The sequence below is a fragment of the Sporosarcina sp. G11-34 genome, from assembly GCF_026931025.1.
Window position 1 is genome coordinate 72,131 of the sequence record NZ_JAHNZW010000006.1, and the last position, 16,813, is coordinate 88,943.

Here is a 16,813-nt window from a genome sequence, read left to right on the forward strand (position 1 = left end):
ACCTTTTCCGATATTATTGTACGTCTTCTTTATAATCACATTCTGTACATTGAACGTGTACACCTTTTTTCGATTTTTTCTCAACAAGTGGATTGTTACATTTCGGACAAGGTCTTGCCACGGGCTTATCCCAAGAAACATATTCACATTCTGGGTATTGGTCACAACCGTAAAAAATTCGCTTCGTCTTACTTTTACGTTCAACGACTTCCCCTTCTTTACATGTAGGACATTTAACACCAATCGGCTTAATGATTGCTTTTGTATTACGGCAATCCGGAAAACCAGAACAAGCCATAAACTTACCGTACCGACCAAGTTTAAACACCATCGGTAATCCACATTTTTCACAATCTTCACCAGCGGGTTCATCTTTGATTTCTATCTTTTCCATTTCAGTGTCTGCGTATTCAACTGTTTTTTCAAAGTCTATATAAAAATCATCGATTACTTTTTTCCACTTTTTATTACCTTCTTCTACATCATCCAACTCTTTTTCCATTTGTGCAGTAAACTCGACATCAATAATTTTCGGGAAAAATTCATCCACTGCTTGATGAACGATTCCACCGAGCTCTGTCGGCATGAACCTTTTCGCATCTAGCGTGACATATCCCCGCTTTTGAATCGTATCAAGTGTCGGTGCAAATGTAGAAGGACGACCTATACCGAGTTCTTCTAGCGTTTTAACAAGGCGCGCTTCCGTAAATCTTGGAGGTGGCTGTGTAAAATGCTGCTTTGGATCAATATTTTTATAATGTACTTGTTCACCTTCTTCTAAAGGTGGAAGGATGCGATCTTTTTCTTTCTCTTCTTCTTTATCGTCATTACCTTCTACATACACTTTCATAAATCCATGAAATTTCACTTGTGAACCATTCGCTCTAAATCGAACGTCATTGTTAACTAGATCCGCAGAAACCGTATCAAGAACAGCCGGGGCCATCCGACTTGCGACGAACCGCTCCCAAATTAGTTTATATAACCTTAGTTGATCACGTGATAATACCGTTTTCATCGCAGCCGGTAAACGCATAACAGATGTTGGACGAACCGCTTCATGCGCATCTTGTGTTTTTGCGGCTTTCCCAGTACCTTTAGCCGCCGGTTTCCCTTCCGTTTGAAACTCTTTTCCATAAGTAGTTTCTATAAACGATGCCGCCTCTTCATTTGCCGTATCCGAAGTTCTTGTGGAATCTGTTCGCATATAGGTGATCAGACCGACGTTTCCTTCTTTTCCAATATTAATACCTTCATATAATTGCTGGGCAATCATCATCGTTTTTCGAGCGCGGAAATTTAGTTTTCGCGCTGCTTCTTGTTGTAAAGATGACGTAGTAAAAGGGAGCGCGGGATTACGCTTCCGCTCTTTCTTTACCACTTTGTCAATTTCGAAAGTGTCTCCTTCTAATCGACCAAGAATTTCATCTACTTGCACTTTATCCGTCAACTTAACCTTCTTCTTACCTACACCGTAGAAAGTTGTGTCAAATTCAGATTTCCCTTTAGTCACTTTAGCGGCAATGCTCCAATACTCTTCAGGTACAAATGCATTGATTTCATTTTCCCTGTCAATAATTAGACGTAGCGCGACAGATTGGACTCGTCCAGCTGAAAGACCTTTTTTAACTTTCTTCCATAGAATTGGACTGATGTTATAGCCAACAAGTCGGTCAAGAATTCGTCTTGCTTGTTGTGAATCTACAAGATCCATATCAATTGGACGTGGATTTTTAAATGAGTCTTTAATTGCTTCTTTTGTTATTTCGTTAAATACAACGCGACAATCCGATTCTACATCAACGCCAAGCTGATTCGCCAAATGCCAAGCAATCGCTTCCCCTTCTCTGTCGGGGTCAGCTGCGAGATAAATTTTCTTTACTTTTTTTGCTTCTTTCTTTAATTCTTGAAGAATCGGGCCTTTACCACGAATCGTAATATATTTAGGTTCATAATCATTTTCGGTGTCTACACCCATTTGACTGCGGGGAAGATCCCTTAAGTGTCCAAGTGAAGCCCGTACGATATATTTTTTCCCTAGGTAGCGTTCAATTGTTTTCGCTTTCGCTGGGGACTCTACAATTACCAAAAAATCAGCCATTTACTTGTGCCTCCTCAGAGAGGTTCCATATTTATTCCTAAAAAGAATATCTGTTGCAAAATGTATACTAGATTCTAAAAAAAAGCAAACTTTTCAGCAATCTTCCTTTAATTCGGTTCGCGTGAAGATAGTGCTTCGATAATCTGAAAACCGCTCCATAACGGCTGTGCCCCTTCATCTATGAGCTTATGTGGTCCTGCCGAAAGAAGGGATGTGACAAGTCCCGGAACCGCGTAAATGTCCTTGCCATGATCTAGCGCATGCTCGACTGTACTCATCGTACCACTTTTGTCTGCAGATTCTGTTACAACGACTGCATCGGACAAACCACTAATGATACGGTTTCGCATTGGAAATGTCCATCGTTCCGGCTTTAAATAAGGCGGATACTCTGTAATAAGTAATTGATTTTCGGCCATTTCTTCGGCAAGATCTTTGTTTTCCTTCGGATAAAGATGAAAAAATCCATGCCCTAAAACAGCAATTGTCTTGCCTCCGTAGGCGATTGCGGCCTTGTGTGCCATCGTATCGGCCCCTTTAGCTAGCCCGGATACAATGATTATATTATTCTCCACAAGAGGCGGGACAACGAATTTCATCGCCTGTTGCGAATACACAGTCGCCTTACGTGAACCGATGATTGCTACTTGAAAGTTTTGGGATAGTAAACTCGAATCACCTTTTGTATAAAGGACCGTGGGGGGATCAATTAACAGTAAAAGTTGTTTAGGATATAAGGGATTTGTAAACGGAATTGGGGTTATATCATACCGTTCATACAATTTTTCATAAGGGGTTGTTACGCTTTTTTGTAAGTTTTCTTTTAACTGAATCGCTTTTTGAACCGTAATTCGTAATACTTTGGCAAGCTTGTCAGCCGAATAGGTATGAAAGTTTACTAGATCGGGGTCCATCTCGTAAAGTATTTTCAACCTATTTACAGGGACTGGAAATAAATAATGAAGAGCCAACAATCGTCTTTCCACATCTGTTAGTTTCACTGAATTCCTCCTTGCATTAAATTATATTAAAAAAATGCAGCGCATCGAATAGACACGCTGCATCTTCTATATTAATGTGTTTTACACTGTTCGTATAGACCTTTTTCTTTAATAACTTTAATTAATGTTTCTCCGATAACTGATGGAGTATCAGCAGTTTCGACGCCAGCTTCGTTAAGAGCTTTAATTTTATCTGCTGCAGTTCCTTTACCACCAGAAATGATTGCACCCGCGTGACCCATACGTTTTCCTTCAGGAGCCGTTTGGCCACCGATGAAACCAACTACAGGTTTTGTCATGTTTTCTTTGATCCACTGGGCAGCTTCTTCTTCTGCTGTTCCACCGATCTCACCAATCATAACAACCGCATATGTTTCAGGATCTTCGTTGAATTCTTTAAGAACATCAATGAAGTTTGTCCCGTTAACAGGGTCTCCACCGATACCAACAGCAGTCGTTTGACCGATTCCTGCTTGTGATAATTGGTGAACTGCTTCATACGTCAATGTCCCAGAGCGTGAAACTACGCCTACGTGACCTTTTGTATGGATGTAACCCGGCATAATACCAATTTTACATTCGTCAGACGTAATAACGCCCGGGCAGTTTGGCCCAACAAGACGAGTCTTTTTGCCTTGCATATAACGTTTAACTTTAACCATATCAAGAATCGGAATATGCTCTGTAATACAGATTGCCATATCTAGATCTGCGTCAACCGCTTCCATAATCGCATCTGCTGCGAATGGTGCTGGTACATAAATAACTGAAACGTTAGCGCCTGTTGCTTTCACAGCTTCTTGAACCGTGTTAAATACAGGTACGCCTTCAGCTTCTGTTCCACCTTTACCTGGAGTGACACCGCCGACAATTTTTGTTCCGTATTCAAGCATTTCCTTCGTGTGGAAAAGTGCTGTGGAACCTGTGATTCCTTGTACGATTACTTTTGTATCTTTATTAATATAAATACTCATCGTTTGTCCCTGCCTTTCTTAGCCTACAAGCTCAACAATCTTTTGTGCACCGTCTGCCATTGAACCAGCAGCGATGATGTTAAGTCCTGATTCGTTCAATAGAGCTTTACCTTTGTCGACGTTTGTACCTTCTAGACGTACAACAAGTGGTACTTGGAGACCGACTTCTTTCGCAGCTGTAATAACACCTTCTGCGATAACGTCACACTTCATGATACCACCGAAAATGTTAACAAAGATTCCTTTAACAGCTTCGTCGGAAAGGATGATTTTGAACGCTTCTGTAACTTTTTCAGCAGTCGCACCGCCCCCAACGTCAAGGAAGTTTGCGGGTGATCCGCCGTAGTAATTGATTGTATCCATCGTAGCCATCGCAAGTCCTGCACCGTTTACCATACAACCGATATTTCCATCTAGAGAAATATAGCTAAGGTCATATTTAGAAGCTTCGATTTCTTTCGAATCTTCCTCGTCGAAATCACGAAGTTCTACGATGTCTTTATGACGATAAAGTGCGCTTTCGTCAAAGTTAAATTTCGCATCTAGTGCTAAAATGTCGCCTTCTGCTGTAACAGCAAGTGGGTTAATCTCAACAGTTGACGCGTCTTTTTCGATAAATACTTGATAAAGACCAGCCATGAACTTAACTGCTTTGTTTACAAGTTTCGTAGGAATATTCATATTGAATGCCATACGACGTGCTTGGAAACCAGTAAGTCCTACTACTGGGTCAATAACTTCTTTAAATATTTTTTCTGGCGTAGCATCTGCAACTGCTTCGATGTCTACTCCGCCTTCTTCAGAACCCATAAGCGTTACACGACTTGTCGCGCTATCAAGAACAAGACCGATATAGTATTCTTTTTCGATATTTGACCCTTCTTCAATAAGAAGACGTTTAACTTCTTTACCTTCTGGACCTGTTTGTTCTGTTACTAAAATCTTACCAAGCAATTCTTTTGCATAAGCTTGCACTTCGTCAAAAGTTTTTGCAATCTTAACTCCGCCGGCTTTCCCTCGTCCACCCGCGTGGATTTGTGCTTTCACAACATATACACCTGCTGTGAGTTGTTTTGCCGCTTTAACTGCCTCTTCAGGAGAAAACGCGACTATTCCGTTAGAAACAGCTACACCATAATCTCTTAATAGCTGTTTACCTTGATACTCATGGATATTCATCTTACATCCTCCAATCGAACTTGTAACTCAATTTATTTAGTGCCTTATCTATTGTAGTAAACATGTCAAACAATGTCCACAGTTGGGCACTAAATGTCGAATTTTATATGTAACAAATTTGCTTTGAACGATAAATCGTTATTTAATTTACTTATTTATCCTATTAATCATTGATTTTACTGGCTCAAAACTATTTCTATGATGTTTGCAAGGGCCAAGTAATGTTAAGGCCTCCAAATGCTCAGATGTACCATACCCAGCATTTTTCGCGAAATTATATGTCGGGTACTCATTATGTATTTCCTCCATAATCGCATCCCTTGTAGTTTTAGCAAGAATGGACGCCGCCGCGACCGCTAAACTTTTCGCATCGCCTTTAATAACAGATGCAGTCGGACAGTTAATCGTAAGAGCCATTGCATCTACAATAACAAAATCAGGTTGCACGGAAAGGCTTTTCACCGCCGATTCCATCGAGTCTCTAGTAGCTACGTAAATATTCAACTCATCTATTTTTGTAGCGGGTTGAATATGAATTGAATAGTCAATGGCGACGTTACGGATTTTTTCAGCGAGGTTTTCCCGATTTATTTTTGAAATCGCTTTAGAATCATCTAACCCTATAAGTTCCGGGACGTCTTCTGGTAAAATAACGACTGCAGACACTACAGGCCCCGCTAGAGGACCCCGCCCCGCTTCGTCAACACCTGCAATAAGCGCACCGTCAAACCGCGCATAGGACCTGTCAAACGCCACTTTAGACGCATGCTCTTTTTTCACAAGTTCTCTTTTAGCGTATCGGCGCTGCCACTTCGCAAGAGCCGCCTTTACCCCGGCCCTTGAATCCCCGGCTAATTCATCCATCCAAGGTGCTAGCTCATCAGTAACTTTTAATTTTCCTTCGATTTCTTTTATCGTTTTCAACTTAATCACCTTTCGTTCTATAGCTTTCCGCACTTATTGGACCGCCCGCGGAAAGCGTCCGCTCGGAACGGAAATCAACGGCTTGGTAAAGTTCATCATTGGACTCTTTCAGGTTAGAAACTTTAATTCAACATATATAATACTTTTATTGAAACTTGGAATGCAAAAGACCGATTGCTATGGAGAATCTTCCATATCATATCGGTCTGTCAACTAATTTTTACTCCCCAACGAAGTCAAATGTCACTTTCCCTAGAAGTTCACTCCGAATATCCCGAACGACTAATTCAGCCACTTTGTCGTAATCGACCTCACCGCCGGTTGTATACACAGCACGACGTGCACCGATCTTATTAAAGACGTCCATGATGTCATCACCTACTGTTGTCAGGTCATACCTTTCGGTCAACCGGTTCGGGTAATGCTCCTCAAGAAAACGAAGACCATACACTGCAAGATCCTCCATAACGAGAATCGTATCTTTAATCGCTCCTGTTAGCGCTAGCTTATAGCCTGCTTCTTTGTCTTCAAATTTCGGCCAAAGAATTCCCGGCGTATCGAGCAGTTCTAGTTCTTTTTCATACTTTATCCATTGCTGGGCTTTCGTAACACCTGGCATATTACCAGTTTTCGCAATATTCTTCTTCGCAAGTCGGTTAATAAGTGTTGATTTCCCCACATTTGGAATGCCGACAATCATTGCCCGGATAGCTCCAGGTCGAATTCCTCTTGAGCGCATTCGCGCCAATTTCGGCTCTAGTATTTCTTTTGCCGCTTTCAGTATCGTTTGCATCCCTTTTCCTTCAAAGGAATTAATGGCAACCGCTCGACTTCCCTGTTCTTCGAAGTATCGCAACCATTTTTTTGTTTCCATGTCATCAGCAAGATCTGCTTTATTCAATATAAGAAGTCTTGGCTTTTGATGTATTACTTCGTCAATCATCGGATTTCTTGAAGATAGGGGAAGTCTTGCATCCACCAATTCAAAAACGATATCTACGAGTTTTAGCTTTTCAGTAACTTCTCTGCGTGCTTTTGCCATATGTCCAGGAAACCATTGGATTGTCATAGAATCATCTCTTTTCGTCAGTTAACGATACCAAAATCTTTTATCGGCCAGAAGACAATTTTTGTATTGCCAATTATCTCGTCGATCGATATGACTCCGATATGTCTTGAATCTTTACTTTTTCTTCGATTATCTCCAAGCACAAACACATGCCCTTCAGGGATCGTTTTACTTTGGATTTTATCTTCCAGTTTAAAGTCTTCAGTTAGCGGACTATCAGGAATTTCAGCTTTGTACTGGTCAAGATATGGCTCGTCAAAGGCTTTTCCATTCACGTATAATACGTCGTCAATGTATTCCACTTCGTCACCCGGAAGACCAATAATTCGTTTAATATAGTCTTTTTTCTCTGGTGCATGAAAGACAACAATGTCAAAACGATTCGGTTTTCCAATTGTATAACCAATTTTATTGACAACCATTCGATCCCCATCTGAAAGCGTTGGCATCATAGAAATCCCATCGACGACAATTGGTGTAAATAGAAAAACTCGAATAATCGCGGCGAGTCCAAAAGCGATTAGAAGTGCTTTAATCCATTCCCATGTTTCATTTTTAGTTTTCTTTTCTTTCATTACCAAAGCCCCCCCGCATTATTCTTTCCTCATTGTACAGTCTATTCAATTTTGAGGCAAAAAGAAAGGAGGCCGTGTTGATGGCCTCCTAAATCTTTTTTAGTATCGAATCTCTTTGATACGTGCAGCTTTTCCACGTAGTGAACGAAGGTAGTACAATTTCGCACGACGTACTTTACCGCGACGTATAACGTCAATTTTTACGATTTTTGGTGTATGCAAAGGAAACGTACGTTCCACGCCTACTCCGTTAGAAATTTTACGAACAGTGAATGTTTCACTGATTCCTCCACCACGGCGCTTGATAACAACACCTTCAAATAGTTGGATACGTTCACGCGTACCCTCTACTACTTTTACGTGTAGAGTTACAGTATCTCCCGCACGGAAGTTTGGGTGATCAGTACGAATCTGATCTTGTGTAATTTCTGAAATAATGTTTTGCATTTATATTCCTCTCCCTTATCCACAGATGCTCATACACAGTTTACCTTGCAGCGGAACACCAGTAAGTATGTACTTCTATATAGAAGTACATACAAGATGTTATCACAAACAGGCAAAGCATGCAACACGCACCTTTACTTTTTTTCTTGTTTTAATTTCTTTAATAATTTGCGTTGATGGTCAGTCAAAGGGGCGGTTTCGAGTAGATCCTCTCTTCTGTCGAACGTTCTAAGAAGTGATTGCTCTTCGCGCCACTGATCTACTAACCCATGATTTCCCGATAACAAAACAGGGGGCACTTCCATCCCTTTAAAATTGGCGGGTCGAGTATATTGAGGATGTTCAAGGAGTCCCGTTGAAAATGAATCCAATATTGGAGATTCCGCATTACCTAGTACATTTGGCAACAGCCTGACGACACTATCGATGACAGCCATTGCGGCAATTTCTCCACCCGTTAGAACAAAATCCCCCAACGATAATTCATCCGTTACTAGAAAGTCACGGATTCGTTCGTCATACCCTTCATAATGTCCGCAAATGAAAACGAGGTGCTCTTCAGAAGCCAGCTCTTCGGCCTTCTGCTGAGTGAATCGCTCCCCTTGAGGGCACATAAGGATAACTCGAGGTGTTGTTTTTGTAGTAGCTGTAATCGCTTCTACAGCAGCAAAGAGTGGCTCTGGTTTAAGAACCATTCCCGCTCCACCCCCGTAAGGATAGTCGTCTACTTTTTTGTGCTTGTCCGTAGAATAATCTCGAAAGTTAGTAACTTTGAAAGTTACCGCATCAGTCGATTGTGCTTTCTTCATAATCGAAGAATGAAGCACACCTTCAAACATTTCTGGAAACAAAGAAAGGACATCGACTTTCATCACGAAAGAAGCCCCTCCATTGTTTCAATCGTAATCTTCTTGTTTTCTATATCGATTTCTTTTACGACGTCATCTATATAAGGGATGTACTGCGGTTTACCTTTTTCCGGAGTTACTGTCCAAACGTCATTAGCGCCCGTTTCTAAAATATCGGTAACTTTACCCAAGTTTACGCCCTCAGTCGTAACAACAGCGCATCCTAGAATCTCGTGGTAATAAAATTCACCTTCGTCAAGATCGCCAAGATCATTTTCCGAAATTTTCAACATACCATCTCTGTATTTTTCAACATCATTTAAATTCGGGTGGTTTTCGAACGTTAAAAGTTTAAAGTTTTTATGTGGTCTTTGGCTCGCTATAATTAAGGTGATTGGTTTCGTACTATCGGGCATAAAAAGAGCTAACTTGTTTCCAACAGCAAAGCGTTCTTCCGGAAAGTCAGTATATGAATTCACCCGAACTTCTCCGCGAATACCATGTGTATTAACAATTTTACCAACATTGAACCATTGCATTACTTAACACCATCCTTTTTTAAAAAGCTTAGATATAGACAAAAAAGGAAGGAACATGGGCTCCTTCCTTTTCCATCTCAATCTATTATATCGACATATACCTTTTTGCCGTGGTGACTTCCCGCTGCTGAATAAACAATAGTACGTAATGCTTTTGCTACACGTCCTTGCTTTCCAATTACTTTGCCCATATCTTCGGCATTCACGGAAAGTTTGTAAGTAACTCGGCTATCATGTTCATCCATCACAACCCGGACATCATCCGGATTATCGACCAATGGTTTAACAATTGTTTCAATCAGCTGCTTCATGTACACCCCTCCTGATTATTTACCGTGTTTAGCGTTATGGAATTTTTCCATGATGCCTTGGTCAGAAAACAGGTTGCGAACTGTGTCAGATGGTTGAGCACCGTTTTGAAGCCATTTAAGCGCTAGCTCTTCATCGATTTTTAGTTCAGCTGGTTTTGTAAGTGGGTTGTAAGTTCCCACTGTTTCGATTTGACGTCCGTCACGTGGTGAACGTGAGTCCGCTACTACAATACGATAGAAAGGAGTTTTCTTTGCTCCAATACGTTTAAGACGAATTTTAACTGCCATTATTATTGCACCTCCGAATAGTTTCACACAAGATAGTATGTTATCAAGCTTTTGTTTGTTTGTAAAGTGTTTTTTCTTAACACCCTAAATTTAATTTTTTTCGGCCCTGTTTTTCACTTGAAAAACGCGTCGAAATTGGGCATTTTATTCTTCTTTTTTCCTTTTCCTTGCATACCTGACATTTGCTTAACCATTTTTTTCATATCTTCAAACTGCTTAAGCAAACGGTTTACTTCTTGAATCGACGTGCCTGAGCCTTTTGCGATTCGTCTTCGACGGTTCGCGTTAATAATTTCAGGTGTCGTACGCTCAGTCGGCGTCATGGACTGAATGACTGCTTCAACGCGGCCCATTTGTCCTTCGTCAACTTGGGCATTTTCAAGTCCTTTTATTTTCCCCGCACCCGGCATCATTTTCAATAACTCATCAAGCGGGCCCATTTTCTTCACCTGTTGCAATTGCTCAAGAAAATCGTCGAGTGTAAATGTTTGCGTCCGGAACTTTTCCTCAAGTTCTTTCGCTTTATCTTCATCAACGTTTTCTTGCGCTTTCTCAATTAGCGACATAACATCGCCCATGCCAAGAATTCTTGAGGCCATTCGCTCTGGATGGAACGGTTCTAACGCATCCATTTTCTCGCCCATACCAACAAACTTAATCGGTTTGTCAGTGACCGCACGGATCGATAGCGCTGCCCCTCCTCGCGTATCACCATCAAGCTTAGTTAAAATAACTCCCGTTATCCCAACAGTTTCGTTAAAGTTTTTTGCAACGTTAACAGCATCTTGTCCAGTCATCGCATCGACAATTAAAAATACCTCATCAGGTGTTGTCAAATCACGAATGTCCGCCAATTCCTGCATTAAATTTTCATCGACATGAAGTCTTCCCGCCGTGTCGACGATCACAACATCATGGTGTTCCTTCTCCGCCTCAACAAGCGCTTGTCTAACAATCTCAACTGGGGAAATATCGGTCCCCATTGAAAATACGGGTAACGTCAATTGCTTCCCTAATGTTTCTAGTTGCTGAATTGCAGCAGGTCTATAGACGTCAGCGGCAACAAGAAGCGGCTTCTTATTGTGACGTTTGCGAAGCACCGATGCTAATTTACCAGAAGTTGTTGTCTTCCCCGCACCTTGCAAACCTACCATCATAATGACAGTGGGAGATTTCCTTGCAAACTGAATCGGATTTTGTTCTCCACCCATAAGGTTTGTCAGTTCATCTTTAACTATTTTTACAACTTGTTGACCAGGAGTCAAACTCTTCATAACTTCCTGACCAATCGCTCGTTCACTTACCGTTTTCACAAACTCTCTAACGACTTTCAAGTTAACGTCTGCTTCGATAAGCGCAAAGCGCACCTCACGCATCATCTCTTTGACGTCTGCTTCGTTTATCTTACCCTTGCCCCTTATTTTCTGGAGCGTTCCTTGCAGCCGCTCGGCTAACCCTTCAAATGCCATGCACGCCGCCTCCTAGTCATAATCTTTTAACGTGACCAACAAGTTTCGCAACGTTTCTGATTGGTCATCCATGCCTGTTATGAGTTGTTGCATACTTTCAACAATTTTCTTCCGTTCTTGAAACTTGTCAAATAAGTTCAACTTCACTTCATAATCTTCAAGCATCGCTTCAGTTCTACGAACATTATCATACACCGCTTGACGCGATACACCAAATTCTCCAGCAATTTCTCCAAGCGAAAGATCTTCTAAGTAATACAAATTCATATACATTCTTTGTTTATCAGTCAACAGCGATTGATAAAAATCAAAGAGGAAATTTATGCGGGTTGTTTTTATAAGGGCCATCTATTTCCCCCCTCAACTTACTTCTACCTTCGAATCATAATATGAATCATTATAACTGTCAAGTACTTTTACTTGTCTGTAGTGCATTATCTATAATTATATAAAAGGGAGTTTTGCTGCGATTAGTTATTTGCTTCTTCTTGTTCTAAACCGTCTGCAAATAAACCGTAGACATATTTTTCGGGATCAAAGGGTTGTAGATCATCTACACCTTCACCAAGACCTACAAATTTCACCGGGATATTCAACTTATTACGAATCGCTAAAACGATGCCGCCTTTTGCTGTGCCGTCTAGCTTCGTTAAAACAATTCCAGTGACGTTTGTTGCATCTTTAAATGTTTGCGCCTGAACAAGCGCGTTCTGACCTGTAGTTGCGTCAAGTGCAAGAAGAACCTCGTGAGGCGCACCTTCTACTTCTTTACTAATCACTCGATGAATTTTCTGAAGTTCGTTCATTAAGTTCACTTTATTTTGTAGTCTTCCTGCCGTATCACAAATAAGTACGTCGACTTTCCGACTTTTAGCAGCATGGATTGCATCGTACATAACCGCGGCGGGATCAGAACCTTCCGACTGCCTAATTACTTCCACGCCTGCACGTTCTCCCCAGACAACTAACTGATCAATGGCACCTGCTCTGAATGTGTCCCCCGCTGCTAGCATTACCGTTTTACCCTCTGCCATCAGACGAGCAGCTAACTTTCCAATAGTCGTCGTTTTCCCGACACCATTCACACCAACCATTAAAATAACCGAGAGCTCGCCTTCTTGTATGTTTAAGCCGCTGTCCAGTTTTTCGCCCGCTTCATAAATTCCAACTAACTTCTCAGAGATAACGGATTGGATTCCAGCAGTATCTTTAATATTTTTCCTTTGTACTTCCAGTTTTAGTTGATCGATAAGTTCCATAACCGTTTCGAATCCGACGTCGGCTTGAAGCAATAGCTCCTCAAGTTCTTCAAAAAACTCTTCGTCAACTTCCCTAAATTGTGCAACAAGATCGTTTATTTTCGACGTGAACTGATCACGTGTCTTCGTTAATCCTAATTTAAACTTTTCTGTTACCGCTTCATTTGTACCTGTGATTTTTTCTTTGATTTTTCTAAAAAAAGACACTATTATTCGCTCCTTAAAGAGAGATTATATTTCGTCCCTCGTTTTTTATTAATCGTTCTTTCTTACATAATCGCTTCTTCTGGGACATCGGAAAGTTTTACCGAAATTAAATTGGAAACTCCTGATTCTTGCATCGTTATGCCGTAAAGAACATCGGCACCTTCCATTGTTCCTTTTCTATGTGTAATTACAATAAACTGTGTGTTTTCCGAAAACTTATTTAAGTATTTACTGTACCGGATAACATTTGCTTCGTCGAGTGCCGCTTCGACTTCATCAAGTATACAAAACGGAACAGGTCGTACTTCTATTATAGAAAACAGAAGTGCTATTGCGGTTAAAGCTCTTTCACCGCCGGAAAGCAGGCTCAGATTTTGCAACTTTTTCCCCGGAGGACGTGCAACAATATCAACGCCAGTTTCAAGTAAATTATCAGGTTTCGTAAGAACTAAATCCGCATCTCCTCCACCAAACATTTCTTTGAACACCGTTCGAAAACGATTTTGTACGGCGTCAAACGTCGCGGAAAATCGTAGTGACATTTCCGCATCCATTTCGGACATCGCTTCTTGGAGTGTTTGCTTCGCACCAATGAGATCGTTTCGTTGAATTGTTAAAAAGTCATGGCGCTTGGATACTTCTTCGAATTCGATAATCGCCCCGGGATTAACTGGCCCGATTGCGGAAACTTCCCGCTTTAGCTCTGTTAATGTATTTCTCATTTTTTTCTCATCAAATTCATCAAGGGCGTTGAAATCTGGGAATAAACCATATTCGTTTAGCAACCGATTTGTTATCGCTTCATATTTCACTTCAAGTCTCGACAAATCAACTGTTACTGTATTTAATCCAGCGATTGTTCGATCGGCATTCGCTCTGATTGTTCCGAGCAACACGACTAACTTATCAAGGGATGATACATGCCCCACTCGTTCTTTCTTCCCCTTTGCAATTGCGGATTCAATTGCCTCTTTTTCGGAAACTTCTTTTTCTATACGCTTAACGAGCTCCTCGGAAGTAAGTTCTCCACCTTCTTCATTGCCGTTGAAATAGTTTAGTTCTTCATCTAGCGAAGTAATTCTTCGCTCAGCAGATGATATCGTTCGCTCCATATCATTGATAGACATTTGTTGATAGTTTTTTTGTTCCCGTAGAACTGCTGCACGTTCACGAAACGCCGTAAGACGAGTAGTGAGTGAAGCCTCCTCATTGCGCCAGTCGATGGCAAGACGTTCTAACATTTCTACTTCTTCTTTAATTTTCTCTAATTCATTTTTTATTACAATATGACGATTTTGTAGTTCTTTTTTCTGAGTTTTCAATTCAGAACCGGTATTTTCAGAACCACGCCTTCCGATTTCCGCGGACGCTATTTCCCCTTCAACAGAACGAATGGAAATGTCGGTTTCACGTATTCCTGATTCCGAGGCCGCAATTTTAAGTTGAAGTCTTTCGAAATGGAGACGTGCCTGCTCCGTTTCCTCCATCAACTTACCAACCGTCATTCTTGTATCGCCTATCGTTTTTGTCGCGGATTCAATCGAAGTTGCCAATTGGGCATATTGACCTTTCAATGTTTCAAGTTCGGCTTTTCGCGTAAATACGGAAGCTTGTCCTTTAACACCACCACCAGTAAGCGAACCGCCAGCATTGACGATATCCCCATCAGTAGTTACAACCCGGTAACGATAGCCAATGGCACTTGCAATTTGAGAAGCGCCCGACAAAGAAGAGGCGATGATTACATTCCCTAGAAGATTTTCAGTAATAATTTTATATGGGCCTTCTACTTGCACTAGGCTGTCCGCAGTTCCTATATATTCCGGATAGCCCTCTGCCAATTTCAAAACGGCTGGTTGGATTTTCCTTGACTTCATAACATCTAAAGGAAGAAATGTAGCTCGCCCGGCGTTTTTCGCTTTCAAATAAGAAATTGCCTTTCTCGCTTCTACTTCCGATGAAGTTACGATATTTTGCATCGCACCGCCAAGCGCTGTTTCGACGGCTTTCACATAGTTATTTCCGACAGAAATAAGTTCAGCTACAGCCCCATTTATGCCCGTAAGTTGCTTTGTCTTTTTAGCAATTAAAATTTCTTTTACGCCCGAATAGAAACCGGAAAAATCAGCTTCCATACTTTCAAGTGCACGCATACGCCCTTGCATTTCATGTTGTTTGTTATATGCTTTTTGCAATAGTTCTTGTTTTTGTCTAAGTTCATCTTCAACATTTCGTAAAGTCGTGACAGCTGTTTTATAGTTGGACTCCCCATCACTAATGCTTTTCTTTAATAGCGATAAGTCACTTTTCTTTTCTATTTTTTCAGCTAGCAGTTGTTTACGCCGATTTTTTAAAAAGGATGTATGTTGAAACATTTTTTCAGTAGAAGATTTTTCGCCCAAAAGACGCTCGTCAATATGTTTCAAATCATTCCTAATCGTCGCCTCTTCGTTTAATCGATCGATATAGGTTGACTTCAACTCTTCTATTTCGTTTTCTGTTTCTTTAACGGACCTTTTTAAAGTTTGCGAAATACCGTCCATTTGGCTCGTTACATGATTGTATTCAGTTTGTGTTACAGCCAACTTTTCCAATGCAATTTGTAACTTTTCGGACAGGTCTATTTTTTCTTTTTTCGTAGCGAGTAGTTCGGTACGTATTCGTTCAATCTGTTGGTCTGCATTGCGCCGTTTTTCAACCGAAAGAAGGCGTCGACCTTCCCATTTTTCGATTTCGGAACTCGCATCGACAAGTCGTTTTTGTAAATGATCTAATTTAGTATCTAAAATCGCAAGTTGCTCTTTTAAATGGTTTGACTTTTCTTCCGCTGCCTTTGTAGACAGTTTAAGCTTTTCTTTTTCCTCTTGAAACTTTTCAGCTTTACCCAACATCGATTCTATTTCAACTCGAAAATGTCTAGCGTCGTAATTGAGTAACAATATATCTGTTTCAAACATTTTCTCGGAAATAGTAGCATGTTTCTGAGCATCTTCGGCATTTTTTTGAAGCGGACCAATCCGCGTCTCCAGTTCCTTCAATATATCAAGAACACGATCCAGATTATCAGCCGTTTCAAAAAGCTTGTGCTCAGCTTTCTTTTTCCTCGTCCTGTATTTCAAAACACCCGCGGCCTCGTCAAAAATACTTCGTCTATCTTCCGGCTTACTGTTCAATACTTCATCGACCCGGCCTTGTGAAATAATAGAGAATGCCTCTTTACCGAGACCTGAGTCCATAAAAACATCGGTAATATCTTTTAAGCGACATTGTTGCCCATTTAATAAATAAGCACTTTCCCCAGAGCGGAATACACGTCTACTTACACTGATTTCTGTATAATCCAATGGAAAAAGACCTTTTGTATTGTCAAGAATAAGAGTAACCTCTGCGAAATTAAGAGGTTTTCTTGAATCGCTCCCCGAAAAGATGACATCTTCCATCTTCGCGCCACGCAGTGACTTGGCAGATTGCTCTCCAAGAACCCATCGGATGGCATCGGTAATATTACTTTTTCCGCTTCCGTTCGGACCGACAATAGCCGTTACACCAGGGACAAAGTCAATCCCGATTCGTTCAGCAAAAGATTTAAATCCAATAATTTCGAGCCTTTTAAGAAACACTT

General features: G+C 41.0%; 16 protein-coding genes. All 16 read right to left on the minus strand.

Annotated elements, in window-relative coordinates:
- Positions 1–13: 13 nt before the first annotated feature.
- The 16 genes from topA to smc all read right to left on the minus strand — a co-directional run bounded on the left by topA (position 14) and on the right by smc (position 16,811).
- Positions 14–2,101, minus strand: coding sequence for a type I DNA topoisomerase (topA, locus tag KSU66_RS09930; RefSeq protein WP_269051294.1), 2,088 nt, complete (start codon positions 2,099–2,101; stop codon positions 14–16).
- Positions 2,102–2,208: 107 nt separating this feature from the next.
- Positions 2,209–3,102: a DNA-processing protein DprA gene (dprA, locus tag KSU66_RS09935; protein ID WP_269051295.1), complete on the minus strand. Its 894-nt coding sequence runs from the start codon at positions 3,100–3,102 to the stop codon at positions 2,209–2,211.
- 71 nt (positions 3,103–3,173) lie between these two features.
- Entirely contained in the window at positions 3,174–4,076 is a 903-nt protein-coding gene (sucD, locus tag KSU66_RS09940) for a succinate--CoA ligase subunit alpha (RefSeq protein WP_269051296.1), read from the minus strand.
- Between the two features lie 18 nt (positions 4,077–4,094).
- Positions 4,095–5,255: an ADP-forming succinate--CoA ligase subunit beta gene (sucC, locus tag KSU66_RS09945; protein WP_269051297.1), complete on the minus strand. Its 1,161-nt coding sequence runs from the start codon at positions 5,253–5,255 to the stop codon at positions 4,095–4,097.
- Between the two features lie 147 nt (positions 5,256–5,402).
- Positions 5,403–6,212, minus strand: a complete 810-nt coding sequence (locus KSU66_RS09950; RefSeq protein WP_329958802.1) for a ribonuclease HII — start codon at positions 6,210–6,212, stop codon at positions 5,403–5,405.
- 187 nt (positions 6,213–6,399) lie between these two features.
- Positions 6,400–7,248 carry a ribosome biogenesis GTPase YlqF gene (gene ylqF, locus KSU66_RS09955; protein ID WP_269051298.1) on the minus strand — a complete coding sequence of 283 codons (849 nt, stop codon included), beginning with the start codon at positions 7,246–7,248 and terminating at the stop codon, positions 6,400–6,402.
- 17 nt (positions 7,249–7,265) lie between these two features.
- Positions 7,266–7,823 carry a signal peptidase I gene (lepB, locus tag KSU66_RS09960; protein ID WP_269051299.1) on the minus strand — a complete coding sequence of 186 codons (558 nt, stop codon included), beginning with the start codon at positions 7,821–7,823 and terminating at the stop codon, positions 7,266–7,268.
- Between the two features lie 99 nt (positions 7,824–7,922).
- Positions 7,923–8,270, minus strand: a complete 348-nt coding sequence (gene rplS, locus KSU66_RS09965) for a 50S ribosomal protein L19 (RefSeq protein ID WP_269051300.1) — start codon at positions 8,268–8,270, stop codon at positions 7,923–7,925.
- A gap of 134 nt (positions 8,271–8,404) precedes the next feature.
- Positions 8,405–9,142 carry a tRNA (guanosine(37)-N1)-methyltransferase TrmD gene (gene trmD / locus KSU66_RS09970; protein WP_269051503.1) on the minus strand — a complete coding sequence of 246 codons (738 nt, stop codon included), beginning with the start codon at positions 9,140–9,142 and terminating at the stop codon, positions 8,405–8,407.
- The gene (gene rimM / locus KSU66_RS09975; protein ID WP_269051301.1) at positions 9,142–9,657 is read right to left on the minus strand and encodes a ribosome maturation factor RimM; all 516 of its coding nucleotides are present in this window, start codon (positions 9,655–9,657) and stop codon (positions 9,142–9,144) included. The genes trmD and rimM overlap by 1 nt, the downstream gene beginning before the upstream one ends.
- Positions 9,658–9,734: 77 nt before the next feature.
- On the minus strand, positions 9,735–9,968 hold the full coding sequence (locus KSU66_RS09980) for a KH domain-containing protein (RefSeq protein ID WP_269051302.1): 234 nt from the start codon (positions 9,966–9,968) through the stop codon (positions 9,735–9,737).
- A gap of 15 nt (positions 9,969–9,983) precedes the next feature.
- On the minus strand, positions 9,984–10,256 hold the full coding sequence (rpsP, locus tag KSU66_RS09985) for a 30S ribosomal protein S16 (protein WP_269051303.1): 273 nt from the start codon (positions 10,254–10,256) through the stop codon (positions 9,984–9,986).
- A gap of 113 nt (positions 10,257–10,369) precedes the next feature.
- The gene (ffh, locus tag KSU66_RS09990) at positions 10,370–11,725 is read right to left on the minus strand and encodes a signal recognition particle protein (RefSeq protein WP_269051304.1); all 1,356 of its coding nucleotides are present in this window, start codon (positions 11,723–11,725) and stop codon (positions 10,370–10,372) included.
- A 12-nt stretch (positions 11,726–11,737) separates the two neighbouring features.
- On the minus strand, positions 11,738–12,073 hold the full coding sequence (locus tag KSU66_RS09995) for a putative DNA-binding protein (RefSeq protein ID WP_269051305.1): 336 nt from the start codon (positions 12,071–12,073) through the stop codon (positions 11,738–11,740).
- A 122-nt stretch (positions 12,074–12,195) separates the two neighbouring features.
- Complete coding sequence (ftsY, locus tag KSU66_RS10000; protein ID WP_269051306.1) at positions 12,196–13,191, minus strand: signal recognition particle-docking protein FtsY; 996 nt, start codon at positions 13,189–13,191, stop codon at positions 12,196–12,198.
- Positions 13,192–13,253: 62 nt separating this feature from the next.
- On the minus strand, positions 13,254–16,811 hold the full coding sequence (gene smc, locus KSU66_RS10005; RefSeq protein WP_269051307.1) for a chromosome segregation protein SMC: 3,558 nt from the start codon (positions 16,809–16,811) through the stop codon (positions 13,254–13,256).
- Positions 16,812–16,813 lie beyond the last annotated feature (2 nt).

What these genes read in the sequence shown, in the direction of transcription:
- rpsP (WP_269051303.1), bottom strand. Translation starts at nt 10,256, where the DNA reads ATGGCAGTTAAAATTCGTCTTAAACGTATTGGAGCAAAGAAAACTCCT.
- lepB (WP_269051299.1), bottom strand. Translation starts at nt 7,823, where the DNA reads ATGAAAGAAAAGAAAACTAAAAATGAAACATGGGAATGGATTAAAGCA.
- ffh (WP_269051304.1), bottom strand. Translation starts at nt 11,725, where the DNA reads ATGGCATTTGAAGGGTTAGCCGAGCGGCTGCAAGGAACGCTCCAGAAA.
- ylqF (WP_269051298.1), bottom strand. Translation starts at nt 7,248, where the DNA reads ATGACAATCCAATGGTTTCCTGGACATATGGCAAAAGCACGCAGAGAA.
- trmD (WP_269051503.1), bottom strand. Translation starts at nt 9,142, where the DNA reads ATGAAAGTCGATGTCCTTTCTTTGTTTCCAGAAATGTTTGAAGGTGTG.
- KSU66_RS09995 (WP_269051305.1), bottom strand. Translation starts at nt 12,073, where the DNA reads ATGGCCCTTATAAAAACAACCCGCATAAATTTCCTCTTTGATTTTTAT.
- KSU66_RS09980 (WP_269051302.1), bottom strand. Translation starts at nt 9,968, where the DNA reads ATGAAGCAGCTGATTGAAACAATTGTTAAACCATTGGTCGATAATCCG.
- sucC (WP_269051297.1), bottom strand. Translation starts at nt 5,255, where the DNA reads ATGAATATCCATGAGTATCAAGGTAAACAGCTATTAAGAGATTATGGT.
- rplS (WP_269051300.1), bottom strand. Translation starts at nt 8,270, where the DNA reads ATGCAAAACATTATTTCAGAAATTACACAAGATCAGATTCGTACTGAT.
- rimM (WP_269051301.1), bottom strand. Translation starts at nt 9,657, where the DNA reads ATGCAATGGTTCAATGTTGGTAAAATTGTTAATACACATGGTATTCGC.
- topA (WP_269051294.1), bottom strand. Translation starts at nt 2,101, where the DNA reads ATGGCTGATTTTTTGGTAATTGTAGAGTCCCCAGCGAAAGCGAAAACA.
- sucD (WP_269051296.1), bottom strand. Translation starts at nt 4,076, where the DNA reads ATGAGTATTTATATTAATAAAGATACAAAAGTAATCGTACAAGGAATC.